This window comes from Winogradskyella pelagia, from assembly GCF_017581965.1.
GTDB lineage: Bacteria > Bacteroidota > Bacteroidia > Flavobacteriales > Flavobacteriaceae > Winogradskyella > Winogradskyella pelagia.
Genome location: NZ_JAGEVF010000009.1, coordinates 88959 through 114044, shown reverse-complemented (window position 1 = coordinate 114044; position 25086 = coordinate 88959). Strand labels below are relative to the sequence as shown.

Below are 25086 nucleotides of genomic sequence, written 5' to 3'. Positions count from 1 at the left end.
AATCTACAAATTTCTATTTATTTACAAACTCCAGCGCTCTTCGTTCATTATAATAGATATTCCCTTTATCAACAAAACCAACATGTCCTCCATATTTTGGCATTTCTAAATACAATTTAGCATTGTGCTTTGCTTCTTTAACTGGGTAACATTCAGCTGATAAAAAGGAGTCGTTTAATGCATTGATTATAAGCGACGAAATCTTAATGTTTGGTAAAAATTGTAAACAACTCGCCTTAGCATAATAGTCATAAGCATCTGTAAAACCATGAGCCCTTGCGGTGTAAATATGGTCAAAATCAATAAGGCTCCTTATAGCGTTGTAGTCGTTAATCGTTAACCTGTCGGGAAATTGGTTTAATTTAGGTTTAAGCTTTTTCTTTAAATGGTCTAAAAACCGAATCGCGTAGTGTTTATTCTTTAAACTGAGTAATTCGCCGCAAGACCCTCTTAAATCGCAAGGTGTTGAAACGGCTACGATTCCTTTAAGTTCAGTTGGTACATCATTACGCTCGCCAGCATACTTTAGGGCCATGTTAGCCCCAAGACTAATACCCTTAATATAGATATCTTCGTACTGGTTTTTAGACAGAATATGAGTAACGACAGCCTCTAAATCTTCTGTGGCACCAGAGTGGTAACTGCGATACAAACGATTTGATTCACCACTACAACCTCTAAAATTCACAGCACAAGCATCAATACCATTATCGTTGAATAGTTTTGCAGAGCCTGTGATATAAGGACGTTGCGCATTGCCTTCTAGCCCATGAAGCAGAATAATTACTTTTCGAGATTTTGCTGTACTTAAACTCCAATCTAAATCCAAAAAGTCACCATCGGGTAAATCAATTCGTTCACGAGATTGCTCAACACCTTTTACCTGCCTTGCTAAACCAGAAAAAACAGTAGATACAAAGCTTTTCTTTGCCCAAAAAGGCGGTTTATATTCAGATTCAATAATTGGCACAACACATATTTTTAGGGTTAAAAATAATATAAAGTAGTTTAGTTCACCTCTACTTTAGTGAATGAAAAACTATTACCATCAAATAAACCTTTATCACTCAACTTTAAGGATGGAATAACCAGAAGTGCCATAAATGACAAACTCATAAATGGTGCTGTGAGGGTACTTCCCATAGTCTTTGCCATAGCGTCTAAATCTGCATACTGCATGCCTATGGTCTCCGCATTTTGGTCACTCATAATGCCCGCAACTGGTAAGGGTAAAATTTCCGATTTCGTTTCTGTAACTGCACATATGCCTCCTTTTTCTTCTATAATAAGGTTTACCGCTTTACAAATGGCTGCATCAGAAACGCCCACAGCTATAATATTATGAGAATCATGTCCAACAGAAGAGGCGATAGCACCCTCCTTTAGATTGAAGTTTTTTATAAAGGCAATAGCTGGACTTACATTTTCATAACGGTTGACCAAAGCCATTTTTAAGATATCGGTTTTAGTATTAGATATCAGGTTTCCATTATTCTCCGTTGCCTTCTCTATAAGTTCATTAGTAATAAGTTCACCATCTAAACATTCAATCACTCGAATAGTTTCTGAACTTGAATTCAGTCTAAACTCTTCAACGTTTTTTGGAAGTGTATTGAAATTGTTCAAATTTTCAAATTTGACATGATTAATTTTAGATATTTCATCTTCAAAAACCACTTCGCCATCAATTATAGTTTTTAGGACTTTAAATGATTGTAAATCCTCAACCACAATACAATCGGCATTATCACCAACCCGAAGTAAACCAACGTCTAAGTCGTAATGCTTAACTGGGTTCACACAAGCGGCTTGCAACACTTTAAATAGGTCAATTTTCTTAGCTACTGCTCTAGTACATAATTGATTGATATGACCTAATAGCAAATCATCTGGATGTTTGTCATCACTACAAAACATCATGTCTTCATAATATTCTGGGAGCAAATCGATGAGGGCCTCAAAATTCTTGGCCGCACTACCCTCTCTAATGAGCACTTTCATCCCTTTTTCAAGTTTTTCTAGTGCTTCTTCATAAGTAAAACATTCGTGATCCGTAGAAATTCCAGCATTAATATACTTAGTCAGGTCATCGCCTCGTAAACCCGGTGCATGGCCATCTATGGGTTTATTAAAATGCTTGGCCCATTCTAGTTTTTTAAGCACGTCCACATCATTATTGATAACTCCAGGGTAATTCATCACCTCTGCCAAATACTTAATATCTGGATTTGACATTAGGGATTTAATTCCACTGGCATCTATGGTTGCTCCAGAAGTTTCAAACGAAGTAGCAGGAACACAAGAGGGTGCTCCAAAATTAAATTTAAAAGGGGTTTGTTTTGCGTTTTCAATCATAAATTCAACTCCCTTTAGTCCAAGTACATTGGCTATTTCGTGAGGGTCTGAAACCGTTGCTACCGTGCCATGTGTTACGGCTACTTTTGCAAATTCCGATGGGACTAACATGGAACTTTCAATATGAATATGTGCATCTATAAAACCAGGCAAGATGTAGTGGTTTTCTGGACAGTGTTTTTCTTCAATAGATTTTATTATACCATTTTCAATAGCGATTTCACCTTTGAAAATACGCTGGTTAATAACATCTACTATGTTTCCCTTTAAAATCAAGTCATTGAAATTTTTAAAATAGATTTTGTTTGTTCAGTAATTTTAAATCGGTCATCGGCCCGTTTACCAATAACCCAAACGATGTTATCATCAGAGCATAGCACCCAAGTATGTTCTTTTTCAAAAGGTGACAATTTTTCGTCTTTTAAAAACTTGCTCACTTTCTTCTTACCTGTCATTCCTAATGGCTGAAACACCTCTCCTTTTTGCCATAATCGGAATTCTATTGGAAAGTTAAGTTTATCTTGGTCGATGTAAATGGTGTTTTTTGACTTTTCAGAAACATGATTAACCACTTTAAAAATGAGTTTTCCAATTGGTGTTTGGACCATTTTATCTTCCGAAGAAATTTGAATAGATTCATGGCTGCGCTCAGAATGAGAAATGTCAGACAGTATTAAAAACTCACGGTGTTTAATAAGTTGGTGTGTGTTTGAAGAAACGTACTTACCTGTTTCTGCATCCAAAAGGTTAACTATATCTCGCCATGACGTAAAACCGAATTCTTTAAACATCTCAAACAGATATGCTTTCGGATTATTAACCTTCTTAAATTCTGAAATCTTATAAGTGATTCCACCTTCATCAATTGACGTGATCGCACGTTTCGCCACGGCGTTAAGACTTTCTTCTACGATATCTGCGGTGTCATTAAGGTGATTAATGGTGTCTTGAAAAATATCCAGCAACTGTGGATTAATAGATTTTAGGACTGGGACAACCTCATGCCGTAATTTATTTCTTAAATATTTTCGACCAGAATTACTACTATCTTCACGCCATTCAATATGTTGCGATTGCGCATAGTTTAAAATTTCTTCTCTAGAAAAGTATAGTAACGGCCTTACTATATTTTCATTGACAATAGGAATTCCGGTTAATCCATTTAGCCCTGTACCACGAGTGAAATTGATTAAAAAGGTCTCTAAATTATCATCTGCGTGATGGGCTGTTAAAATATAGTCGTAATTCAATTGCCCAGCTAATTCTTGAAGCCAATCATAGCGCAATTCCCTTGCTGCCATTTGGATGGAGCATTTATTGGAGTCTACATAAGCCTTAGTGTCAAAATTTTGTACAAATACTTCTACGTCTAGCGTGTTAGCTAATTGTATTACAAATTCTTCATCTGCATTGCTTTCTTCTTCTCTTAAATTAAAATTACAATGCGCGAGACTAAATTCTAATTTTAATCTATGACATAACCATGCTAAAACCACACTATCTACTCCACCAGAAATAGCTATCAACAGTTTTTTTTCCTTCATAAAAAAGAAGGGGCCATTAATAAAATCTTTAAAAGCTTCTTGCATGCTATAAAGATACAATAATGCGTATGTTCTTATTGCTACAGGTTCTAAAAATGACAATTGTCATATAAAAAACCAATGGTTCTTAATAGCTTTAATGGAACATTAAAATTTAAGGTTATGAGCTCTCTAAAAGAAATATCTTCGAAAACCGCGCAAACTGCATTTGACAAAAAAGTACTTTCAGTGGTACAGCATTTACATCCTTATGTAAAGCACCGTATATACATTGCTGAAACAACAGGAATTTTGCCTAAGAACATGTATTCTTCAAATGGTATTATTGATGATTGTATCATTGAGTTGTACAGCAAAGGTTTTAATATCGAGGCAGAGCGCATGGCCGTTAAACTAGAGCTATTTAAGCTTGTAGACAATTACATGAACGAGTTGTTTAAGAAAGAGGCCTTTCACAAAAAGACCATAAGTACAGATTCTATACTAAAAGACGAATTATCTCGCCTTGGTGAGGATTATACTATTGATGCTGATTTAGATTTAATCCTTAATACCGAATTAAGTGATATCTCCTACAACCAAGACCATAATAATCATTTGTATCTCTACGAGGATAAGGAAACCTCCATTCTCAAAGCCTTTGAACTTGAAGACTTGTCAATGACAGAATCGCCAAAAGTATTCGGTCGTTTCTATAGTTGGTTACCAGTTAATATCTCTAATATTATTGACCTTTATATTTTTGGGAACCTCGACTTTAACGAAATTGCTACAATTAAAAAGATTGAAACTTCAAGGGTAGAATTGATTTTTGATAAGGTTAAGAAAAGTTTTAGAACTCATCTTGAATAATCAATACTGTAATACATAAAATGTGTTAGTTTTCTAGCACATCTCTCATAGCTTTAGCTTTTATCAAGCATTCCTCGTATTCATTAAGAGGAATGCTTTTAGCTATTATGGCGCTTCCTACAGAATAAGACACATACGATTTACAACTGTTATACAATATACTTCTAATGACTACATTAAAATCAAAATCACCATTAGGAGTGAAATAACCAACTGCTCCAGAATACAAACCACGCTTTGTTTCTTCCAATTTTTCAATGATCTGCATAGCAGATATTTTTGGTGCACCTGTCATACTGCCCATAGGAAAAGACGTTTTAATAATTTCCACAGGACTGGTAGCCATATCAACTTGCGATACTATAGTTGAAATCATTTGGTGTACCTGAAGGAAAGAATAAACCTTACACAACTCCTCTACTTTTACACTTCCCTTAGTTGCCGTATGTGACAGGTCATTGCGCACTAAATCTACAATCATAATATTTTCACTGCGCTCTTTTTCATCATTTTGTAAATCTAAAATCAGTTTTTCATCCTCTTTCTTAACCTCTGAGCGTTTTGCTGTTCCTTTTATAGGTTGTGAGATTATTTTAGTTCCTGATTTTTTAAGATAACGTTCAGGTGAGGCAGACAAGAGATACTTATCCTCAAACTTAAGAAATGTTGCAAAAGGTGGTTTAGAAATGGTATTTAACTTTTGAAAGGTTTCAACCGGATTGAGCTGTACATCTTCTGCATAAAATTCTTGGCAAAAATTAGCTTCATAAATATCACCGCGATGAATATGTCTTAACATAGTTTCCACCTTTTCAAAATACTCGTCTTTATGGATTCTGAGTTTGATTTTAATGGGTTCCGTATTTTGGTCTGTTGTATATTCAGCGTTTATATCAACGTCTTTTAATGCCTCTAGGTCTTTTTCAATTTCTTCATCAACCATCTTTAAATACTGGAATTCTAATCTGTCTTGCTTTAAAAAAATCAACTTCTTGGGTTGAAAAAAATATAAATCCGCAAAACCAATACCATCAAAATTCTGTGAGGTTAAATCCTCAATATCATTCTTTAAATCATAGGTTAAATATCCAAAAATCCAGTCTTTTACAGAGTTCTGATATTGATGTAATTTTTCAAAGGCCTCATAATAATCCGTTTTGATAGAAGTGAATGCATCTACTGCTAAAACCGCATCGTAATTTTGATATTGGGAATGGTGGTTGTTAGAGTCTAACCAAACGATATCTTCAAACTTTTGGCTCCAAATTAAAAGCTGTTGTTTTAATTTTTCAGAATTTGAAATGTGATAAGTTTTGGTTGTTCGCAATGGACAAATAATTACTGCAAAGTACTCAAAATTAAACTTGAAATAAAAGTCTTTTTAGAGTCTCTTAAATATGCAGACATTGGTATAGTTTAAAGTTTATCTTTGCCTCAGGTAAGCCAAGTATATGACCTTTCAAGATTTAAATTTAAAAACGCCCTTATATAATGCTATAGACGATTTAGGCTTTAAAGTGCCAACCCCTATTCAGGTGAAGGCTTTTAGCCCAATAGCGTCTGGTAAAGATGTGGTAGGAATTGCTCAAACCGGAACGGGAAAAACATTTGCCTATATGTTACCCATTTTAAGGGACCTAACATACTCAAGGCAAGAGAATCCGAGAGTTCTGATCATTGTACCGACCAGAGAACTTGTTGTGCAAGTAGTTAACGAGATTGAAAAGTTTTCGAAATACATTAACAATAGAGTCCTTGGCGTTTATGGTGGCACCAATATTAATACCCAAAAGCAAGCCATTGCTCAAGGTTTAGATATTTTGGTAGCTACCCCAGGTAGACTCTATGACCTAGCTGTTAGTAGAGTGCTTCAGCTTAAATCTATCCAAAAACTAGTGATAGATGAAGTTGATATTATGCTAGACTTAGGTTTTAGGCATCAGTTGATGAATATTTTTGATATTCTGCCAGAACAAAGGCAGAATATAATGTTTTCTGCAACGATGACCTCTGATGTTGACACTTTGATATCTGACTTTTTTATAAATCCACAACGAATATCTGTAGCTGTCTCTGGTACACCATTAGATAATATTGAACAGGTGAGTTTCAATGTACCGAATTTTTATACCAAGGTAAATCTTCTGATTCATTTGTTGAATGACAAAAAAGACTATAATAAGGTACTCGTTTTTGTAGGTTATAAGAAAATTGCTGATCGTTTATTTGAGATGTTAAATGATGAATACACCAATGAGGTTTGCGTTATTCACTCCAACAAAACTCAGAACTACCGTTTAAGAAGTATTGAAAATTTTGAACAGGGAGAACATAGAGTCTTGGTTGCCACAGATGTTATGGCTAGAGGTCTAGATATTGATGATATATCGCATGTTATCAATTTTGATACTCCAGAATATCCTGAAAATTATATGCATAGGATAGGCCGTACCGGTCGTGCTGAAAAAACGGGGCAATCCATATTATTTAGTACAGACAAAGAGCAAGACGCCAAAACAGCGATAGAAGATTTAATGCAACAACAAATAGTGCTGATTGACCTTCCTGAGCCTGTCGTTATTTCTAAAGCGTTAGCACCAGAAGAACTTCCTCAATTAAATGAGCCTTACAATCCAACAAAGCAGTTTCAAGAGAACGTTGGTCCTGCATTTCACGAAAAAAAGGCAAAAAATAAGAAAACAAACCAAGGTGGTTCTTACAAAAGAACCATTGGGCAGAAGTATAAAAAACCCAAAACCAAGGGCGACAAAAATTTTAATCGCCGTAATAAAAAACGAAAATAAAAAAGCCTCTAACTGTAAGAGGCTTTTTTTATACGAACAAGTGCGCAGGACCACATTTTATCACAAGATAAAATCTATAACCCTAACCTTATAGTTGATCCTGCATATGCACTTGATTTTCTACCAGTTCTTCTATAGGTACTACTAACCTGCCTTTAGTACTGGATAAAAATACGGAAATATTTTCAACAGACTCGACTTTATAAACCTCATCTTTAAAGATGATTTCTTGACCTACTTCCAACATTTTCCTTGCATAAAAAGACTTTAATAATTTACCAACAACTTCTTTTGCACCCAACCCAAAAGCAATAGCAAATGCCAACAAAAAGGCTGCTAAAATCATGGTAATATTACTGGTAATAATAGTAGTGTCTATACCAGCTTGATTGAGCGCGGTTATTGATATAAAAATTACCAATAAAAAGAAAACCACTTGGCTAATAATTTTTCCTCCAGATAAATCCATGGATTCAAAAAAGGATTGCAAGCCTTTTTTAATGAAGTTAGCAAAAAGCAGTCCTAAGGTAAAAATGACAAGGGCTGCAAATAGTTGTGGGACATAAGACAACAGTTCGCTAATCTGAGTAGATATAATCTCCAAGCCCAAAATATCCGATGCCATTATAAGAATGACGATATACATTAGCCATTTAACAAATTTGGATACAACTTTTACTGTATCGAAATTCAATTGTTTTCCTTCTACAAGTTCTATATCATTAAGTTTATCGTCTAGCTTATTGGCCTTAGCAAGCTTTAGAACTTTTTTTACCAACCTTACCACTAGTTTAGTAAACAACCATCCGAAAAATAAAATGATTAATGCTCCTAAAATATTAGGAAAAACTTTTGTGATTTCCATCCACATGGATGTCAATGACTGCATTAAGACATCTTTGAATTCTGTTACTTTTTCCATGAGTACTTTTTTGTTTAATTATTTCTTGTCACGTTTTTCGGTTACACTTTCAATTATGTGACCAATATTATAGGAGAACAACTCAGCTAACTCCATAAGCAGTTTAGCCACAGCAATATCGTGCATTACTTTAGATTTTAGCTCTGCAGGAACCTCTTTTAAAGGTTGGTTTATTTGCTTAAATGGATTCTCCATTCTTATTATAATTATTGTACTTCTGTACAAGTTTATCCTTTGCTCTTTTTAAACGCATTTTAACTGCACTCTCTCCAATATCAAATGCTTCAGACAATTCTTTAATCGTTAAATTATCTTGATATTTTAAAAGTAAAATCATTTTTTCTTCTGGTGAAATTAAGTCCAAAACCCTTTTTAACTTCTCAACCCGCATGTTTTGAAACTCCTTGGCTGAATCGATGTCTTCACCAATATTTTCCAATCCGTCTGTATTAACGGACTTCTTTTCAATTTTTTTGGCGGTATTTCTCGTTACATAATTGACACAATGGTTATAGGTAAAAGCATACAACCATGTAGAGAATTTAGATTTACCCTTAAAGCTCGCCAACTTCACAAACACCCTAAGAAAGACATCTTGCGTTAAATCCTTTGTCTCATCGACGCTATTTGCAAAACCGTAACATTTATTGTACACCATTCTAGCGTACCTATCGTATAATACCTCAAACAGCAACGTGTCATTGGTCTTAACGATGGCTTCAACAAGTGCCTCATCGGTTAGCTTATGGACAACCTCTTGTGTCAATGCTTAATTATAGGGTTTTTGGTGTTGGTTTATTCTGAGACACAATAAAATCTTTTTAGTCACAAACTCATCTATTATTTTTTAAAAAGCCCTTCCATATCTTCAAGGTGATGTCCTAAAGCACGCACAGAAATTTGTATTTCCCATATCAACAAAGCCAAAGACATAATTAGAAGAATAAGTGCTAAACCAAAAATCCAAACTGCAAATACTTGTTGTTCTATATAGATTAAAAACATAGTAAGTACGCATAATAAAAGACTTGAAATACCAAAGACTTGCATGTAACGTGTAAGATTTAATCTTAGCCGTAAATTATTTATTTGTCGTTTTAGAGATTCTATTTGAGTCTCCCTATATTTTTCACTTAAGTTTCTAATAACAGCAGCATAAGCTAAGAATCTATTGGTGTACGCTAACATTATTAAAGAAATCGCTGAAAAAAGAAGTGCAGGCGTGGTAAGTGTAAGTGCTTCCAAGGAAAAGATTTTTTTCAAAAATAGTTAACCTAATTTCATTATTTTAATTAAAATGGACAAAAACACCATGCATTTAAACCAATAAAATGTCAAAATTGTGAGTTTTATCTATTTTAACATAAACTTTATCCATTTTCAATATAATCATTCATAAAACGTTTTTATCTTGTAAGTGCCTTAAAGTCATCTACTCATGAACACGAATATTCACGCTTCGATATCAAACCTCAAACCCTTTGATTATTCGAAACACTACACATCTCATTTTATAAATCAGAATTGGGTTCTTGTAAACGGCATTGCCAAAAAAAAGGCTATTTACACCTTTAGAACAGACAATGTATTAGAAATTAAGAGAAGTGAGGACACTATAAAAACAGCTTGGGATATAGACATTAAGAATGTATTTTCAGTGGAGACCGAAGACGGATTAATCATAGTGAAGGCGTATTTTAGAGATAAGGATATTCTGGTGTTAGATCATCAGGATAAAGAGGGTTTCGCAATGTTTATTAATACAACGGATTACGATATGGACATAAACTCTGTTGAGGACATCCAGGAGTTTTTAAAATTAAAGTATCAAAAAAAAGTGGTTGACACTATTTATCACCACGAATTCTACTATATAGAAAAATCAGAGGAATTTGGCCCATATAAGGTAGAAGACCTTAACGAAAAGGTTATCCAAGACGAAATTAGTCCATACTGCTTTGTTCGCGACATCAACGAAGAAGATTATAGCAGGAGACTACGTATAGCTGATCTCATTCAAGAGATTTAAAGCTTCCATTAATATTAAAACATAAAAAAGCTTACCTCCAATTTCTCAATATAAAGTAAGCTTCTAAATTATTTCAACACATTTTAAACGTGAAGGGCTCTGTTATCTGTAGCCGCTAAGGCAGCTTCTTTTACAGCTTCTGCAAATGTAGGGTGCGCATGAGAATATCTTGAAATATCTTCTGCGGATGCTCTAAACTCCATTGCTGTAACTGCTTCTGCAATTAAATCTGCACATCGAGCTCCAACCATATGCACTCCGAGGACCTCGTCAGTCTTTTTATCTGCTAAGATTTTAACAAATCCATCTATATCGCCGCTCGCTCTAGCTCTTCCCAAAGCTCTAAATGGAAATTGCCCAACCTTGTACTCAATATTTTTAGCTTTTAACTCCTCCTCCGTTTTTCCCACAGCAGCAACTTCTGGCCACGTATAAACAACACCAGGAATGAGATTATAATCTATATGAGGTTTCTGTCCTGCTAGCGTCTCAGCCACAAAAACACCTTCTTCTTCTGCCTTATGGGCAAGCATGGCACCACGCACTACATCACCAATAGCATAAATATTTGACGTTGATGTTTGTAAATGCTCATTCACTTCCACCTGACCTCTGTCATTTATTTTAACGCCAGCTGCCTCCGCATTTAAACCATCCGTATAAGGACGTCTTCCAACAGACACCAAACAATAGTCCCCTTTAAATTCGACAGTTTCTCCTTTTTTATTTTCTGCTGTAACAATAACCTCATCACCTTTACGCTCAACGGATTGTACTTTGTGTGACATCATCATTTTACATTTGGCCTTTTTAAATACCTTGTTTAATTCCTTGGATAAACCTGCATCCATAGTAGGTAAAATACGGTCCATATATTCAACAACAGTAACTTCAGCTCCTAAGCGGTAGTAAACTTGTCCTAACTCTAGGCCAATGACGCCGCCACCTATAATAATCATGTGTTTTGGTATTTCCTTTAGTTTAAGAGCTTCCGTAGAGGTTATAATCCGTTCCTTGTCAAGCTCAATAAACGGCAAGTTGCTTGGTTTACTACCTGTAGCTATTATAATGTTCTTACCTTCAATAGTTTCGGTAGAGCCATCATTTTTTTCTATGTTAACATGAGTCGCATCTTTAAAGGACCCTAAACCTTCATAGACCTCAATATTGTTTTTATCCATTAAGAAATTGATGCCACCTGTGGTTTGATCAACAACGGCTTGTTTTCTAGCAATCATTTTCTCAAGATTGACCTTAATATCACCTGGGATTTCAATGCCATGATCTTCAAAATGTTTAGTTGCTTCTTCATAATGATGAGAGGAACTCAACAAAGCCTTACTTGGTATACAACCCACATTTAAGCACGTACCACCTAAAGTTGAATATTTCTCAATAATTGCTGTTTTCATTCCTAATTGCGAGCATCTGATTGCTGCAACATAGCCTCCTGGACCAGAACCAATAACAATAACGTCGTATGAATTCATAAAAAAGTATATGTTTAAGTATAAAATACAAAAGTACAATTTAGAAGCAGTTTACCCATAAACTTTGGTAACTTTTACTCAAGGGGTGCAGTAGATTACTTCGTTGGTATAATTCAATAAAAAAGTGCCTAGAAAAAGTCAATGATAACTTTTAACTAGACACCCTTTTGTTCACCTCAGAACGTAATTAATAGCAGTGGTAAAGGTGCAATAACTAAAGAAATTAAACAATACTCAAATTGAGTAAATTTAGATAGACCAGATGTTGGTTCTGAAGTTTAGAAAAGATTAATGACCTCTAAATACTAATTGAACCCTGTCTTATAGAAGTGTTTGATTTAATTTGAGCATTCCTACCAGTTCTCCTGTAGAGGATATATTCATTTTTTTTAAAATATTCCGTCTATGAGTATCTACCGTATTAGGACTTATACTAAGCTTTTCCGCAATTTCTTTACTCGTTTTATTTAAAATAAGTAATCTTATGATGTCACGTTCCCTATTACTGATTCCGTTAGAAAGTAATTTTTGAGCATAATTATTGAAGTACAACGTCTCATACTCCAATTGATTATTGAGAAATTTAGCTGAGCAGCAAACAGGCATATGAGTCTCATGTCCCAAAACTGTGTAATGCGCTAAACCTATAATTGGTTTGTTGTCCTTATCGAATTCTAGAGGTGATGTATTCTGAATGATGTTTACATAGTCATCAGATCCATTTTTAATTCTGTAATTCCACGTATACGTCATTTTATTTCTCTTATCCTCTGGTATTGAATCTAGGGTAAACAGCATTAAATCATTAAGAGCGGTTAACCATTGCTCGATATCTTCTGGATGCATTTTAGACCAAAAAAAACGCATCCCTTTCTCCTTAAGTTCATCAGGGTCTAAACCAATACAGGCCGCCATATTTTTACTGATATATTCAAAGCTTAAAGTTTGTGTATTTGTTATACAGAAAAACGTAGAATTATATGGCAGATATACATCCGACTCAATTATTTTTTTAATATGATCACTTAAAAATGGATTATGATAAGATTTAAAAATCTGTTCGTAGGCTAACTCAATTTGTTCGGTGTTCATAGCACTAAAAAATTTTTCTATTTCATTAGCATAAAACTAATCAATTAAATTCAGTCGCTACATGTTAATTTTAGTCGTATGCTTTACTTCATTGATAACAAACATACTGTGTGTGCTCCCAATGTGATCAATGTTAGTGAGTTTAGTAACCATAAAATCCCTAAATTCAGTCATATCGTTTACCAATACCTTTAAAATATAATCGTAGTCACCACTTATGTGGTAACATTCTAAAACCTCATTTAGTTTTGCCACTTCGCGCTCAAATTTTATGACAAAATCTTTAGAGTGCTGCACTAATTTTATGTGGCAAAATGCCATAAAATTCTTGTCAACTGCCTTTTTATCAATCAAAGCGACATATGCTTTTATGATATGGTGGTTTTCTAATTTTCGGATACGTTCATAAACTGCTGTTACAGAAAGTCCTAATTCAATTGAGAGTGCTTTTGTTGTGCGCTTGCAGTTTTCTTGTAACAATCCGATAAGTTGTTTATCAATAATATCAAGTTGCATATGGATAATTTTTCAGGTGTTGTAGGGAATCACTTAACAAATTTAGATATATATTCTTAATATTAAATATTTTTTAGATTTATTTTCTATCTAAACTAGTATCCATTGACTTTTTAACTGATTATGCCGAATTTTGACTTAAATCATAATTCAATATATCATGAGCTTTAATCCTGCAAATAAAATACAAGACTTACAATATTTCGGTGAGTTTGGAGGTGTCAACCCTTCAATTTCGGATTCTTCCACCTATACGTTCTTATCTGCAAAAACAATGTTCGATACTTTTGAAGGTAACGCTGAAGGCTGTTATCTTTATTCGAGACATTCCTCTCCTTCAAATTTATATCTAGGGCAAGCCCTAGCGTCAATGGAAGATACCGAAGCTGCCACGGTTACCGCTTCTGGGATGGGAGCCATAACACCAGTACTAATGCAATTGTGTGACAGCGGTGAGCATATTGTAAGCAGCAGAACCATTTATGGTGGCACTTATGCATTTCTCAAAAATTTTGCGCCTCGACTTGGCATCTCAACATCATTTGTGGATATCACTGCATTGGATAAGGTTGTGGATGCTATTACAGAAAAGACCAAAATTCTTTATTGTGAATCTGTGAGTAATCCACTTCTCGAAGTAGCCGACATTAGGGCTCTATCTAATATTGCAAAAAAATATAATCTACAGTTAGTTGTTGACAATACCTTTTCACCGCTTTCTATTTCACCAAAAAAACTGGGTGCAGATATTGTCATTCACAGTCTAACTAAATTCATTAATGGTTCTAGCGACACTGTAGGTGGCGTTGTCTGTGCAACTCAAGAATTTATAGATCAATTACGAAACGTTAATGATGGTGCCGCCATGCTTTTAGGCTCTACTATGGACAGCCTGCGTTCGGCATCAGTACTTAAGAACTTGAGAACGCTTCACATCCGCATGCAACAGCATAGCAAAAACGCATTGTTCCTCGCACAGAAGTTTGAAGCTTTAGGCTTAAAAACTGTATATCCGGGATTAAAATCCCATCCTTCACATGAACTTTTTAACACTATGATGAATGAAGAATACGGATTTGGTGGAATGCTAACCATTGACGTAGGCTCAATAGACAAAGCCAATGCTCTAATGGAATTGATGCAGGAACGAAACTTAGGCTATCTCGCTGTTAGTTTAGGGTTTTACAAAACACTTTTTTCAGCACCCGGAACTTCTACTTCCTCTGAAATACCAGAAGACGAGCAAAAGGAAATGGGATTAAGCGATGGTCTAATTCGCTTTTCTATAGGTCTAGATGCTGATATCGAACGCACTTTCAAAATGATGAAGCAATGCATGATTGACTTGGATATACTAGAACAGACAATGGTATAAATCAATAGTATGAACTATTGCCCCATTAAACGCTTAAACATAGGTGCAAATAATGACCTCAATGTTGGTTCTTCGTTGAGTTTAGGTAATCGATTTTTAATATCCCAGCGCTCACCTTTTTGAATTAAAGTAAATGAAAACAACGTTGAGGACGCATCCTCTGGATTGAGCAAAGGGTACCTTAAATCATCAAAAATATATTCTCCCTTAGTATTGGTAGAGGTGACATTAAAATAGCTATTACTAAACCAAGCAAGCTTGGTCAAATCTTCATGCTCCATTGGAAGTAGCCCATGATGCTTTTCTATTTGTGCCCAATTCTTAAAAGATTCTTCATAGTCGAGAAGCGAGTAAAATCCAAAATAATAAGAGGATTTGGTTTCAGCTACGCCATACCACAACAGGTTGTTGAAAATTGTTGGCTGAACTTGATACCTTTGATACCTTATATCATTATCCACCAGTGATTTTTCTAAAATAGACTCAACTTGATGTTGGTTAAATAGAGTAAATATCATGTAAGCCGAACTTAATACAGCCCCTAGACCTACGAACTTTCGTCTGGATTGGTCAGTGCGTTTATAGAACATTGCCATTATCAATGGAATCAAAAATGGAAGCGTATATAAAGGGTCTACTACCGCAATATTGTTAAAGGCCACCTTGTAATTAGAAAATGGTGCAAATAATTGTGTCCCGTAAGGTGTGAAACTATCAATAATCGGATGCGTAAATAAGGACCAAAAAAATAACCATATCCAATCCTTTAAGAGGGTTGTACCTTCCCTACTCCTTCTGTTATATTGTCTGAACACCAACCAGCCAAAAACAAACGCACCTATAAAAGCGAAAAGAAAAGAGTGCATAAACCCCCTATGAAAAACCAGAGCATCTATCTCATTACTATAAATTAGCCTTCCGATTATTACATCTAAATCTGGAATGGTTCCGCCTATTGCTCCGAACAATAAGGCCTTATTCCCAATTTTCCTTCCTAGTACAGCTTCGCCGCAAGCTGCACCTACTACTATTTGAGTTAATGAATCCATAGTTTATTGGGTAAAAGTACAACTTTAAGCCATTTGCATATGCCTTAACAAAATCGTAACATTACAAACATAAAAGCCAGAAAATGGAAGATAAGGACAAAGATATTATTACAGAATTTAAAGCCGACAAACAAAATGTTGTTGATAATAAGGAACTTAATATATTTGAAGCTCTTGTTCCTGTAGTTATTCTTATGGGCCTGTTAGCATACAATATTTTCTTTGTTGAAGACCAAGAATGGTTAGGGGAATATACAAATCAACTGATTCTTCTTATGGGTGGATTTGTAGCCTTGATGGGCGGTCTAATGAATAAGGTACACCCCATTACCATGGTTGAAGAAGTCTGGGAAAATATTAAAAGTGTATTTATTCCAATTATGATATTATTTCTTGTAGGTGCTCTTGCAGGAACGTGGCTCGTAAGTGGCGTAATTCCAGCAATGGTATACTACGGACTTAAAGTATTAAATCCAGAGATATTTCTTCCGGCTTCTGTAATTATTTCGGCCTTAATATCTATTGCAACGGGCAGTTCTTGGACTACTTCGGCAACTGTAGGTATTGCTTTAGTAGGTATCGGTACCGCACTGGGCATTCAGCCTGGTATGATTGCTGGCGCAGTGATTTCTGGAGCCTATTTTGGAGATAAAATGTCACCGTTAAGCGATACAACAAACTTAGCACCTGCAATGGCTGGGACTGATTTGTTTACCCATATTAGATATATGACCATAACCACAGTACCAACGATAATTGTGGCGCTAATAGCTTTTTCAATTATGAGCCTCAGTATAGACACCACAGGTAGTGCGGACGTAAGTAGTCTTCTGGCAACGATCGATAATACCTTCAATATTTCGCCGTGGTTATTTTTGGTTCCTGCTGCGGTAATTATATTAATACTGCTAAAAACCAAACCCTTAGTTGCTCTAGCAAGTGGTGTTTTATTGGCTGCTGCTTTCGCGTACGTTTTTCAGCCTGAGATTCTCAATAATCTATCTGATTCCAAGACTGGAGCAATAATCAATTCAATTTTTACAGATACGGCGATTAAAACAGATAATGAAAAGTTAAATGACTTGTTTTCTGCTGGAGGCATGCAAGGAATGCTTTGGACTATTTACCTCATCCTGTGCGCAATGGTATTTGGAGGTATTATGGATGCCATTGGAGCTTTATCTCGTATTACAAAAGCCTTATTGTCTGTTGCTAAGACGGTTTTCGGTTTATTTGCCAGTACAGTAGTAAGTTGTTTAGGCCTAAATGCTATAGCCTCAGACCAATACCTAGCTATAGTTATCCCAGGAAAAATGTTTAAAAACGCCTACGAAGACCGCGGCCTTGCGCCAGAAAATTTAAGTAGAACATTAGAGGACTCAGGTACTGTAACCTCGGTACTTATTCCTTGGAATACTTGTGGAGCCTACCAATCTGGAGTGCTTGGAGTTGGTGTTGGAGAATATTTTATCTATGCTATTTTTAATTGGCTGAGTCCATTTACCACGCTTTTCTTAGCCGCTTTAAAAATTAAAATTAAAATGCTTTCCGATAAAAAATAATTTTGCAAAAATAAGCTTTGATATTTCCTAAATTCATAATGTGAGCATATCATTTATGACAAATATATAATGTTTAGGACCTTTTACGTTTTGCATTTCAAAAGGCTATTAATCTATAGATAATTGCGATTTTAATTCGGTTTTTTAGCGCACTATTACTAATAATTTTGTGTTAGAAAGTTGTATAATTAAAACACTTAACATATGTCATTAGTAGGAAAAAAATTTCCCAATATTAGTGTAGACGCCATGAACGAAATGGGCGATACATTCAAAATCAATGTGCTAGAAGAAGCGCAGAGAAATAATAAAAAAGTACTCCTCTTTTGGTATCCTAAAGATTTTACTTTTGTATGCCCAACCGAGCTTCACGCCTTCCAGAGTGCATTAGCTGAATTCGAAAAGAGAAACACAATTGTTATCGGTGCATCTTGCGATACTCCAGAGGTACACTTTGCTTGGTTAAGCACCGCCAAGGACAATGGTGGTATTGAAGGTGTAACCTACCCGATATTAGCAGATAGCAACAGAAACTTATCTAGTATTTTAGGTATACTAGATATTACTAACGAAAGATATGACGAAGCGACTGATACTGTCCAAGTAGAGGGAGATAACGTGACCTATCGTGCGACTTACGTCATTGATGAGGAGGGAACAATCGTTCATGAAGGTGTAAACCACATGCCTTTAGGACGAAATGTAAATGAGTTTTTAAGACTTATTGATGCTTACACACACGTTCAAGAAAAAGGGGAAGTATGCCCAGCAAATTGGGAAGATGGTAAAGAAGCCATGAAACCAAATGCAAAAGATACAGCCAACTATTTGGCAGCACAATTAAACTAGAATAAGTATTAAATTCTGAGGTATAGTGGGTAATTCCACTATGCTTCAGAATTTTATTTTAAAATATTTTTGTTATGATAAAAGAATTAAATGAAGACAATTTACAATCCATAATTGCAGACAATGAAACGGTAATAGTTCAATATTCTGCAGGTTGGTGTGGTAATTGTCGCATTATGAAACCAAAGTTTAAAAAATTAGCTTCTGAACAAGATGCTGCCGTGTTTGTTGTAGCAGATGCAGAAAAATTCCCGGAAAGTAGAAAACTTGCAAACGTTGATAATCTGCCAACTTTTGCCACTTTTAAGAAAGGAGAATTTAAAGGACAAGTGCAAACAAATAAGTTTGATGTATTAAAAGAACTTGTAGAGGACGTTATATAATGAAATTACCAATTATTAAACAGTTGACTCAGTTTATAGAAGATAATGACGAGGACTTTGTTATTGAGACAATTGAAACTCTCGAAAATTTAACCGAGGTACCATCATTAAAAGACGAAGAGCTCGATGTTATTGGAGAACTAATCTCCAATATGTATGGAGCAGTGGAAGTGAGCAAATCCATCAAAGCTGGGATACCCAAGAAAGAGGCGCTAAATGGCTTTATGCAACGTGTAATGGGCTCAATAGACAAATAAAACAGACTTCAAAAAGCCGCTCCTACTTAGAGCGGTTTTTTTGTATTAAAGCTATTATGTCTGCAAAATTATTTTCCCTAGCATAATCTAAAGCTGTTTTGCCTTCATGGTCTTTAAGTGCTATGTTGGCATGATTATGCAATAGCAATTCTACACTATCTAATTTGTTATGCATACAGGAGAAAATCAATGGTGTAACCCCATTATTATTAGTTACATTTACTTTTGCCCCATTTTCTAACAAATATTCAACCATTTTTAAATTTCCCTTAAAACACACACCCATTAGAGCTGTATTCCCAGATACATCACTAGCGTCTATTTCAGCACCATTCGCAATCAGCACTTTCGCAATCTCATCTTGACCAAAGTAGGTCGCGAAAATAAGCGGTGTAAATCCTTTTGAGTCCTTAGTATTAACCAAATCTGGATTATGTTGTAATTGAAGTTTTGCATTTTCAATATTACCTGACTGAATGGTATTAAAAAATAATTCTATTGCATTCATAAATTAAAAATAAAAAGGAATGCGCTATTTACAACGCACTCCTTTAAGTTGATTTTGCTATTAATCAAATATTACTTTTTTAGATCAAATCTATCCGCATCCATTACCTTAACCCAAGCAGCGACAAAATCACTTACAAATTTCTCTCCAGCGTCATCAGAAGCATAAACTTCTGCAACTGATCGCAATTCTGTGTTTGAGCCAAATATTAAGTCTGCTCGTGTTCCAGTAAATTTAACTTGTCCTGTTCTTCTATCTCTACCCTCAAAAACTTTATTATCATCGGATGTTGCGCTCCATGTATAGGTCATATCAACGAGATTCTTAAAGAAATCATTAGTTAAACTTCCTTTGTTTTCTGTGAATACACCATGTGAAGACCCATCATAATTAGCTCCAAGAACTCTCATACCACCAACTAAAACTGTCATTTCTGGTATAGAAAGTGCCATAAGATTTGCTTTGTCTATTAATAGATCTTCGGCAGCCACGTCGAGATTTGGATTTACATAATTCCTAAACCCATCTCCTAATGGCTTGAGGTAATTAAACTGCTCAATATCCGTTTGTTCTTGAGAAGCATCACCCCTTCCTTGAGAAAACGGAACCGTTATATCATACCCGGCTTTTCTCGCAGCCTCTTCAATAGCAGCATTCCCAGCTAAAACAATTAAGTCCGCCATAGAAATTGCACCATTAAATTGGCCTTGAATAGCCTCAAGGACACCGAGAACTTTGTTTAATTCTTTTGGATTATTAACATGCCAGCTACGCTGTGGCTCTAATCGTAAACGACCACCATTAGCACCACCACGCTTGTCTGAGTCTCTATAGGTAGAAGCCGAAGCCCAAGCTACTCTAACTAATTCTGATATAGTTAGCTCTGAGGCCAATACCATTTTCTTCAAACTTTCAATATCCGAATTGCTTAAGGTATAATTTACTTTAGGAATTGGATCTTGCCAAATAAGTTCTTCTTGTGGTACTTCTGGCCCAAGATAACGCGTTATAGGCCCCATATCTCTATGTGTAAGTTTATACCATGCTCTTGCAAAAGCATCCTCAAAGGCTTTGTGGTCTTTGTGAAAACGCTTAGATATTTCTAAATAAGCAGGGTCTGTTTTAAGTGCTATATCGGCTGTAGTCATCATTAACGGTTGTTGCCCATTTGGGTCACCGGCTCTTGGTGCCATCCTCGCCTGTGATTCTTTTGTAGGTGTCCATTGGTGTGCTCCGGCAGGACTCTTAGTTAATTCCCAGTCGTAATTTAGCAATACATCAAAATAATCTGCGTCCCATTGCGTTGGGTTGGGAGTCCAGGCACCTTCAATACCGCTGGTAATTACATCTTCCAAAACGCCCGATTTATAAGAATTTTTCCATCCCGTACTCATTTGTTCAATTGGTGCACCGTGAGGTTCTGGGCCTACATATTTATTAGGATCTGCTGCACCGTGTGCCTTCCCAAAAGTATGACCACCAGCAACTAGGGCTACTGTTTCTTCATCGTTCATTGCCATTCGGCCAAAGGTTTCCCGTACGTCGTGAGCTGAACCTATTGGATCGGGCTTACCATTTGGACCTTCGGGATTAACATAAATCCACCCCATCATAACAGCTGCCAATGGATCTTCCAAATTTCGCTCCGCATCATATCTATCTTCATTTGCTCCCCATTCAGTTTCACTTCCCCAATACACGTCTTGCTCTGGCTCCCAAATATCTTCTCGTCCTCCAGCAAATCCAAATGTTGGGAATCCCATAGATTCTAAGGCTACATTCCCAGCTAAAATCATTAAATCTGCCCAAGAAAGCTTATTCCCATATTTCTTTTTTATTGGCCAAAGTAATAACCGTGCTTTATCTAGGTTTCCGTTATCTGGCCAACTATTTATTGGAGCAAAACGCTGATTACCAGTACCTGCACCACCCCTTCCATCTCCTACACGATAAGTCCCTGCACTATGCCACGCCATACGTATCATCAAACCACCGTAGTGTCCATAATCCGCGGGCCACCAATCTTGCGAGTCTGTCATAAGGTCGGTCAGGTCTTTCTTTAGTTCATCATAATTTATACTATTAAAAGCTTCAGCATAATTAAAATTCTCTCCTAGAGGGTTCGTATTAGGTGCATGTTGCCTTAAGATATTAAGTTTTAATTCATTCGGCCACCAATCCCTATTTTTAACTCCACCACCTCCTACGGTGTTCTGTTTACCGCTTAAAAATGGGCACTGATTAACGTCACTACTATTAATACCGTGATTTTCCTGATTATCCATTATTGACTAATTTTTATATTATTATTAAATTCCTTTAAAATTAAAAAATTTATCATGATAATGTTAAATCCTTACATACTATTAAATTATTTTTCGATAGCCATACTCAATAGAAATCTTATTTGGAATTAGTTTAAATAATAACAAATTGGTTGTGTTTGTTTAATAAATAATTCCATTTGAAGATTTTTGCCAGTGAAAAATTAAACAGAATTGTTAAAGACTTGTGTAGAAGGAAATTCCTTTTTAATTTAGAAAAAAAAAGAGCTCAATGATATTGAAGAAGACAAATATTGAAGAAAAATTACATCGCTTAAAAACAAAAACTTCAAAGGAGGACGACATTCTCAAAGCGGTGAAAGACATCCTTAAAAAAGATGATTTAAAAGAAAAGCGAATTTTAGAAACGGTTACCAAAGGAGAATCATTCAATGAAAATGATTTCGATTTCGATTTATTGGAGACTAAAAACATTTATCACATTGACCATATAAAATCTATTTGTATAGACTATCGTTTAAGATTTCTAGACTCCAAATACTTTAAAGGAAAATTACCCTATGAGGCCATATCGAAAATAAAAGGTTTAGAAAAAGACCATAACACAGAAATTAAAGGATTTAAAATAATAGCTCCTTCTAAATTATTTAAACTAGAAAACGCAGATGATCCTCTGTTGTTCGCCCCAATAGGAAATGGCTATTATTATTTAATTCACAAATGGGGTAATGATTTAAATCCATTTAGAAAATTATTAATGTGGCCTTATAAAAGTTTTTCTAACTTAATTTTTACAACAATTTTAGTCAGTTTATTTGCCACCGCTTTATTTCCCGAAGGCATATTCTCTAACAAGCCAAATTCCACACAAGCAGGAATGATTTTCTTTTTTATTTTTAAATCTATTGCCGCAATGGTTATCTATTATGGCTTCGCTGCGGGTAAAAATTTTAACACAGCGATTTGGGATAGCAAATACTTTAATGCATAAGAATAAGAAGTTGTAAACTAAAAGGTCTCAATTTTTATAAAAATTGAGGCTTTTTTTTTGGTAAATAACCTGCCCTTTTTCACTAAAGTTTATATCCATGAAAACCATAAATTAGCCACCTGAGTAACGGTGTTAATATATATCCTATGCACTCAAAGAGTGTTGTTAATTTCCTTATTTTTTTGTACCTTCTTATAATTAAACTAAATCATTTTCAACTATGAACGAATCCGAATACACAAAAATTTTTGAGAGTAATTTTATTATGGTCACTCGGGTTAAAGCAGGACTAGAAAATATTGGCATTACTCCTATTATTAAGGACCAAGGTGAATCGCAAAGGCTTGGTGGTCAAGGTTCCATAAACAGTGGATGGCAAGAGGTCTTTGTGCACAATGACGAACTTGAAAAAGCACAAATTGTTGTTGAACAAATTAAGAACCAGTTGGAGACCGAATCCTAATAAAAACACAATATTTAGACTATTTAGTTCTGAGAATAAAAGACAACTAAGCGGTTACGGCGTACATTTTTTCGCGTTGTTCCTTGATTTTTTTATCGCTCATATATTCATCAAACGTCATATATCTATCAATAACGCCATTTGGAGTTAATTCGATAATTCTATTGGCAACGGTTTGAGCAAATTCATGATCATGCGTTGTCAACATTACGGTCCCCTTAAAGTTTTTTAACGAATTATTAAAGGCTGTAATACTCTCTAAATCTAAATGGTTAGTAGGTTCGTCTAACATAAGGACATTAGCGCGCATCATCATCATTCTACTTAACATACAACGTACTTTTTCACCACCAGACAATACATCTGATGTTTTTAATGCCTCTTCACCACTGAAAATCATTTTCCCTAAAAAGCCTCTAATATAAACCTCTTCTCGCTCCTCTTCTGATGTTGCCCATTGTCGCAACCAATCTACCAATGTCAACTTATTATTAAAGTACTCACTATTATCCAATGGTAAGTAAGATTGAGTCGTTGTGACACCCCAAGAATAATTTCCAGAATCTGCCTTTTGCTTTCCGTTTATTATTTGATAAAAGGCTGTAGTTGCTCTTGAATCCTTCGAGTAAACTACGACTTTATCTCCTTTAGCCAAATTAATATCAACATTGTTAAACAATACCTCACCATCTAAAGTTGCAGATAAGCCTTCAATATTTAAAATTTGGTCTCCCGCTTCTCGTTCGCGTTCAAAAATAATTGCTGGATAACGTCTGCTTGATGGTTTAATATCAGAAATATTAAGTTTATCAATCATTTTTTTACGGCTTGTCGCTTGTTTTGATTTTGCGACATTAGCAGAAAAGCGCCTAATGAACTCCTCAAGTTCTTTTTTCTTTTCTTCAGCTTTTTTATTCTGTTGTGCACGTTGTTTAGCTGCTAGTTGTGATGACTCATACCAAAAGGTATAATTACCAGAATAATGATTAATTTTTCCGAAATCTATATCTGAAATATGCGTACATACCGCATCTAAAAAGTGCCTGTCGTGCGATACCACAATTACACAATTCTCATAATTAGCTAAGAAATTTTCTAACCAATTAATAGTCTCATAATCTAAATCATTAGTTGGCTCATCCATTATTAACACATCTGGAGAACCAAAAAGAGCTTGAGCTAAAAGTACACGTACTTTTTGCTTACCATCTAAATCACCCATTAAAGCATAGTGCAGGTCTGTTTTAATTCCTAAGTTTGACAGCATTGAAGCTGCATCACTATCTGCATTCCAACCATTCAATTCCTCAAATTGTACCTGAAGCTCTCCAATCTTATCAGCGTTTTCATCCGTATAATCGGCATAAAGCGCATCAATTTCGGTTTTGAGCTTATATAAAGTCTTGTTTCCTTTTAAAACTGTTTCTAAGACCGTATCATCATCATGCTTATTATGGTTTTGCTCTAATACTGACATTCGTTTTCCTGGCTCCAAGTGCACGTGTCCAGAAGTAGGGTCCATTTTACCCGCCAGAATTTTCAAAAACGTAGATTTTCCCGCACCATTAGCACCAATTATTCCGTAGCAATTACCTGAATTAAAGGTAGTATTCACCTCATCAAATAGTATACGTTTTCCAAATTGAACAGAAAGGTTAGAAACTGATAACATTATTTAGTGTTTAAATTTGCCGCAAAAGTAGAAAATTAAAGCCATTAGACGAAATAAACCTACCTTATATCAACATTTAACGAGGCAT

General features: G+C 35.3%; 25 protein-coding genes. 10 read left to right on the top strand and 15 right to left on the bottom strand.

Features of this window, described 5'->3' with window-relative positions; genetic code table 11:
- Window positions 1-13: 13 nt before the first annotated feature.
- From J4050_RS11760 to tilS, 3 genes are read right to left on the bottom strand one after another with little or no spacing between them, the layout of a single operon-like run.
- Window positions 14-970, bottom strand: coding sequence for an alpha/beta fold hydrolase (locus tag J4050_RS11760; RefSeq protein ID WP_208154781.1), 957 nt, complete (start codon window positions 968-970; stop codon window positions 14-16).
- A 38-nt stretch (window positions 971-1008) separates the two neighbouring features.
- Window positions 1009-2631 (bottom strand): adenine deaminase, encoded by a 1623-nt coding sequence (ade, locus tag J4050_RS11755; RefSeq protein WP_208154780.1) that lies wholly within the window; start codon window positions 2629-2631, stop codon window positions 1009-1011.
- Window positions 2628-3944, bottom strand: a complete 1317-nt coding sequence (gene tilS, locus J4050_RS11750) for a tRNA lysidine(34) synthetase TilS (RefSeq protein WP_208154779.1) — start codon at window positions 3942-3944, stop codon at window positions 2628-2630. Before tilS ends, ade begins: the two co-directional genes overlap by 4 nt.
- Before the next feature lie 117 nt (window positions 3945-4061).
- On the opposite strand from tilS, the gene J4050_RS11745 reads away from it, so the two are divergent.
- On the top strand, window positions 4062-4751 hold the full coding sequence (locus tag J4050_RS11745) for a hypothetical protein (protein ID WP_208154778.1): 690 nt from the start codon (window positions 4062-4064) through the stop codon (window positions 4749-4751).
- A gap of 25 nt (window positions 4752-4776) precedes the next feature.
- On the opposite strand, the gene J4050_RS11740 is transcribed toward J4050_RS11745, so the two are convergent.
- Window positions 4777-6078 (bottom strand): anthranilate synthase component I family protein, encoded by a 1302-nt coding sequence (locus tag J4050_RS11740; protein WP_208154777.1) that lies wholly within the window; start codon window positions 6076-6078, stop codon window positions 4777-4779.
- Between the two features lie 124 nt (window positions 6079-6202).
- On the opposite strand from J4050_RS11740, the gene J4050_RS11735 reads away from it, so the two are divergent.
- Window positions 6203-7555 carry a DEAD/DEAH box helicase gene (locus tag J4050_RS11735; protein WP_208154776.1) on the top strand — a complete coding sequence of 451 codons (1353 nt, stop codon included), beginning with the start codon at window positions 6203-6205 and terminating at the stop codon, window positions 7553-7555.
- Between the two features lie 88 nt (window positions 7556-7643).
- On the opposite strand, the gene J4050_RS11730 is transcribed toward J4050_RS11735, so the two are convergent.
- The 4 genes from J4050_RS11730 to J4050_RS11715 form a co-directional block, all read right to left on the bottom strand.
- Window positions 7644-8477, bottom strand: a complete 834-nt coding sequence (locus J4050_RS11730) for a mechanosensitive ion channel family protein (RefSeq protein ID WP_208154775.1) — start codon at window positions 8475-8477, stop codon at window positions 7644-7646.
- An 18-nt stretch (window positions 8478-8495) separates the two neighbouring features.
- Window positions 8496-8672, bottom strand: a complete 177-nt coding sequence (locus tag J4050_RS11725; protein WP_208154774.1) for a hypothetical protein — start codon at window positions 8670-8672, stop codon at window positions 8496-8498.
- Window positions 8656-9243: an RNA polymerase sigma factor gene (locus J4050_RS11720; RefSeq protein ID WP_208154773.1), complete on the bottom strand. Its 588-nt coding sequence runs from the start codon at window positions 9241-9243 to the stop codon at window positions 8656-8658. Before J4050_RS11720 ends, J4050_RS11725 begins: the two co-directional genes overlap by 17 nt.
- A 74-nt stretch (window positions 9244-9317) precedes the next feature.
- Window positions 9318-9722, bottom strand: coding sequence for a DUF2721 domain-containing protein (locus J4050_RS11715; protein WP_208154772.1), 405 nt, complete (start codon window positions 9720-9722; stop codon window positions 9318-9320).
- Between the two features lie 193 nt (window positions 9723-9915).
- Here J4050_RS11715 and J4050_RS11710 point away from each other — a divergent pair, with 193 nt between their 5' ends.
- On the top strand, window positions 9916-10506 hold the full coding sequence (locus tag J4050_RS11710) for a hypothetical protein (RefSeq protein WP_208154771.1): 591 nt from the start codon (window positions 9916-9918) through the stop codon (window positions 10504-10506).
- Window positions 10507-10589: 83 nt separating this feature from the next.
- On the opposite strand, the gene lpdA is transcribed toward J4050_RS11710, so the two are convergent.
- From lpdA to J4050_RS11695, 3 genes are all read right to left on the bottom strand, one after another.
- A complete protein-coding gene (gene lpdA / locus J4050_RS11705) occupies window positions 10590-11996 on the bottom strand; it encodes a dihydrolipoyl dehydrogenase (RefSeq protein ID WP_208154770.1) in 1407 nt (468 codons plus the stop codon).
- Between the two features lie 321 nt (window positions 11997-12317).
- Window positions 12318-13088, bottom strand: coding sequence for a LuxR C-terminal-related transcriptional regulator (locus J4050_RS11700; protein WP_208154769.1), 771 nt, complete (start codon window positions 13086-13088; stop codon window positions 12318-12320).
- Between the two features lie 57 nt (window positions 13089-13145).
- Complete coding sequence (locus tag J4050_RS11695) at window positions 13146-13604, bottom strand: Lrp/AsnC family transcriptional regulator (RefSeq protein WP_208154768.1); 459 nt, start codon at window positions 13602-13604, stop codon at window positions 13146-13148.
- 160 nt (window positions 13605-13764) lie between these two features.
- On the opposite strand from J4050_RS11695, the gene J4050_RS11690 reads away from it, so the two are divergent.
- Window positions 13765-14979, top strand: a complete 1215-nt coding sequence (locus tag J4050_RS11690; RefSeq protein ID WP_208154767.1) for an aminotransferase class I/II-fold pyridoxal phosphate-dependent enzyme — start codon at window positions 13765-13767, stop codon at window positions 14977-14979.
- A gap of 14 nt (window positions 14980-14993) precedes the next feature.
- Here J4050_RS11690 and J4050_RS11685 read toward each other — a convergent pair whose 3' ends face one another.
- Entirely contained in the window at window positions 14994-16028 is a 1035-nt protein-coding gene (locus J4050_RS11685; RefSeq protein WP_208154766.1) for a metal-dependent hydrolase, read from the bottom strand.
- Between the two features lie 83 nt (window positions 16029-16111).
- Between J4050_RS11685 and J4050_RS11680 the strand changes: the two genes are divergently transcribed.
- The 4 genes from J4050_RS11680 to J4050_RS11665 all read left to right on the top strand — a co-directional run bounded on the left by J4050_RS11680 (window position 16112) and on the right by J4050_RS11665 (window position 19079).
- The gene (locus tag J4050_RS11680; protein ID WP_208154765.1) at window positions 16112-17590 is read left to right on the top strand and encodes a Na+/H+ antiporter NhaC family protein; all 1479 of its coding nucleotides are present in this window, start codon (window positions 16112-16114) and stop codon (window positions 17588-17590) included.
- A 204-nt stretch (window positions 17591-17794) separates the two neighbouring features.
- Entirely contained in the window at window positions 17795-18439 is a 645-nt protein-coding gene (locus J4050_RS11675; protein WP_208154764.1) for a peroxiredoxin, read from the top strand.
- 74 nt (window positions 18440-18513) lie between these two features.
- Window positions 18514-18822, top strand: coding sequence for a thioredoxin family protein (locus J4050_RS11670; protein WP_208154763.1), 309 nt, complete (start codon window positions 18514-18516; stop codon window positions 18820-18822).
- Entirely contained in the window at window positions 18822-19079 is a 258-nt protein-coding gene (locus J4050_RS11665; protein ID WP_208154762.1) for a DUF6952 family protein, read from the top strand. The genes J4050_RS11670 and J4050_RS11665 overlap by 1 nt, the downstream gene beginning before the upstream one ends.
- A 22-nt stretch (window positions 19080-19101) precedes the next feature.
- Here J4050_RS11665 and J4050_RS11660 read toward each other — a convergent pair whose 3' ends face one another.
- Both J4050_RS11660 and katG read right to left on the bottom strand, forming a co-directional pair.
- Complete coding sequence (locus J4050_RS11660) at window positions 19102-19587, bottom strand: ankyrin repeat domain-containing protein (RefSeq protein ID WP_208154761.1); 486 nt, start codon at window positions 19585-19587, stop codon at window positions 19102-19104.
- Between the two features lie 71 nt (window positions 19588-19658).
- On the bottom strand, window positions 19659-21872 hold the full coding sequence (gene katG / locus J4050_RS11655) for a catalase/peroxidase HPI (protein WP_208154760.1): 2214 nt from the start codon (window positions 21870-21872) through the stop codon (window positions 19659-19661).
- A gap of 271 nt (window positions 21873-22143) precedes the next feature.
- Between katG and J4050_RS11650 the strand changes: the two genes are divergently transcribed.
- Together J4050_RS11650 and J4050_RS11645 are read left to right on the top strand one after the other, a co-directional pair.
- A complete protein-coding gene (locus J4050_RS11650; protein ID WP_208154759.1) occupies window positions 22144-22863 on the top strand; it encodes a hypothetical protein in 720 nt (239 codons plus the stop codon).
- 220 nt (window positions 22864-23083) lie between these two features.
- Entirely contained in the window at window positions 23084-23326 is a 243-nt protein-coding gene (locus tag J4050_RS11645) for a putative signal transducing protein (RefSeq protein ID WP_208154758.1), read from the top strand.
- A gap of 46 nt (window positions 23327-23372) precedes the next feature.
- Here the strand turns inward: J4050_RS11645 and J4050_RS11640 are convergent, their stop codons facing one another.
- Window positions 23373-24998: an ABC-F family ATP-binding cassette domain-containing protein gene (locus J4050_RS11640; protein WP_208154757.1), complete on the bottom strand. Its 1626-nt coding sequence runs from the start codon at window positions 24996-24998 to the stop codon at window positions 23373-23375.
- Window positions 24999-25086 lie beyond the last annotated feature (88 nt).

Bases quoted from the DNA above. Each gene is read 5' to 3' on its own strand.
- J4050_RS11670 (WP_208154763.1), top strand. From the start codon at position 18,514: ATGATAAAAGAATTAAATGAAGACAATTTACAATCCATAATTGCAGAC.
- J4050_RS11735 (WP_208154776.1), top strand. From the start codon at position 6,203: ATGACCTTTCAAGATTTAAATTTAAAAACGCCCTTATATAATGCTATA.
- J4050_RS11725 (WP_208154774.1), bottom strand. From the start codon at position 8,672: ATGGAGAATCCATTTAAGCAAATAAACCAACCTTTAAAAGAGGTTCCT.
- J4050_RS11695 (WP_208154768.1), bottom strand. From the start codon at position 13,604: ATGCAACTTGATATTATTGATAAACAACTTATCGGATTGTTACAAGAA.
- J4050_RS11700 (WP_208154769.1), bottom strand. From the start codon at position 13,088: ATGAACACCGAACAAATTGAGTTAGCCTACGAACAGATTTTTAAATCT.
- J4050_RS11710 (WP_208154771.1), top strand. From the start codon at position 9,916: ATGAACACGAATATTCACGCTTCGATATCAAACCTCAAACCCTTTGAT.
- lpdA (WP_208154770.1), bottom strand. From the start codon at position 11,996: ATGAATTCATACGACGTTATTGTTATTGGTTCTGGTCCAGGAGGCTAT.
- J4050_RS11730 (WP_208154775.1), bottom strand. From the start codon at position 8,477: ATGGAAAAAGTAACAGAATTCAAAGATGTCTTAATGCAGTCATTGACA.
- J4050_RS11645 (WP_208154758.1), top strand. From the start codon at position 23,084: ATGAACGAATCCGAATACACAAAAATTTTTGAGAGTAATTTTATTATG.
- tilS (WP_208154779.1), bottom strand. From the start codon at position 3,944: ATGCAAGAAGCTTTTAAAGATTTTATTAATGGCCCCTTCTTTTTTATG.
- J4050_RS11650 (WP_208154759.1), top strand. From the start codon at position 22,144: ATGATATTGAAGAAGACAAATATTGAAGAAAAATTACATCGCTTAAAA.
- katG (WP_208154760.1), bottom strand. From the start codon at position 21,872: ATGGATAATCAGGAAAATCACGGTATTAATAGTAGTGACGTTAATCAG.
- J4050_RS11660 (WP_208154761.1), bottom strand. From the start codon at position 19,587: ATGAATGCAATAGAATTATTTTTTAATACCATTCAGTCAGGTAATATT.
- J4050_RS11690 (WP_208154767.1), top strand. From the start codon at position 13,765: ATGAGCTTTAATCCTGCAAATAAAATACAAGACTTACAATATTTCGGT.
- J4050_RS11685 (WP_208154766.1), bottom strand. From the start codon at position 16,028: ATGGATTCATTAACTCAAATAGTAGTAGGTGCAGCTTGCGGCGAAGCT.
- J4050_RS11680 (WP_208154765.1), top strand. From the start codon at position 16,112: ATGGAAGATAAGGACAAAGATATTATTACAGAATTTAAAGCCGACAAA.
- J4050_RS11640 (WP_208154757.1), bottom strand. From the start codon at position 24,998: ATGTTATCAGTTTCTAACCTTTCTGTTCAATTTGGAAAACGTATACTA.
- J4050_RS11675 (WP_208154764.1), top strand. From the start codon at position 17,795: ATGTCATTAGTAGGAAAAAAATTTCCCAATATTAGTGTAGACGCCATG.
- J4050_RS11665 (WP_208154762.1), top strand. From the start codon at position 18,822: ATGAAATTACCAATTATTAAACAGTTGACTCAGTTTATAGAAGATAAT.
- J4050_RS11745 (WP_208154778.1), top strand. From the start codon at position 4,062: ATGAGCTCTCTAAAAGAAATATCTTCGAAAACCGCGCAAACTGCATTT.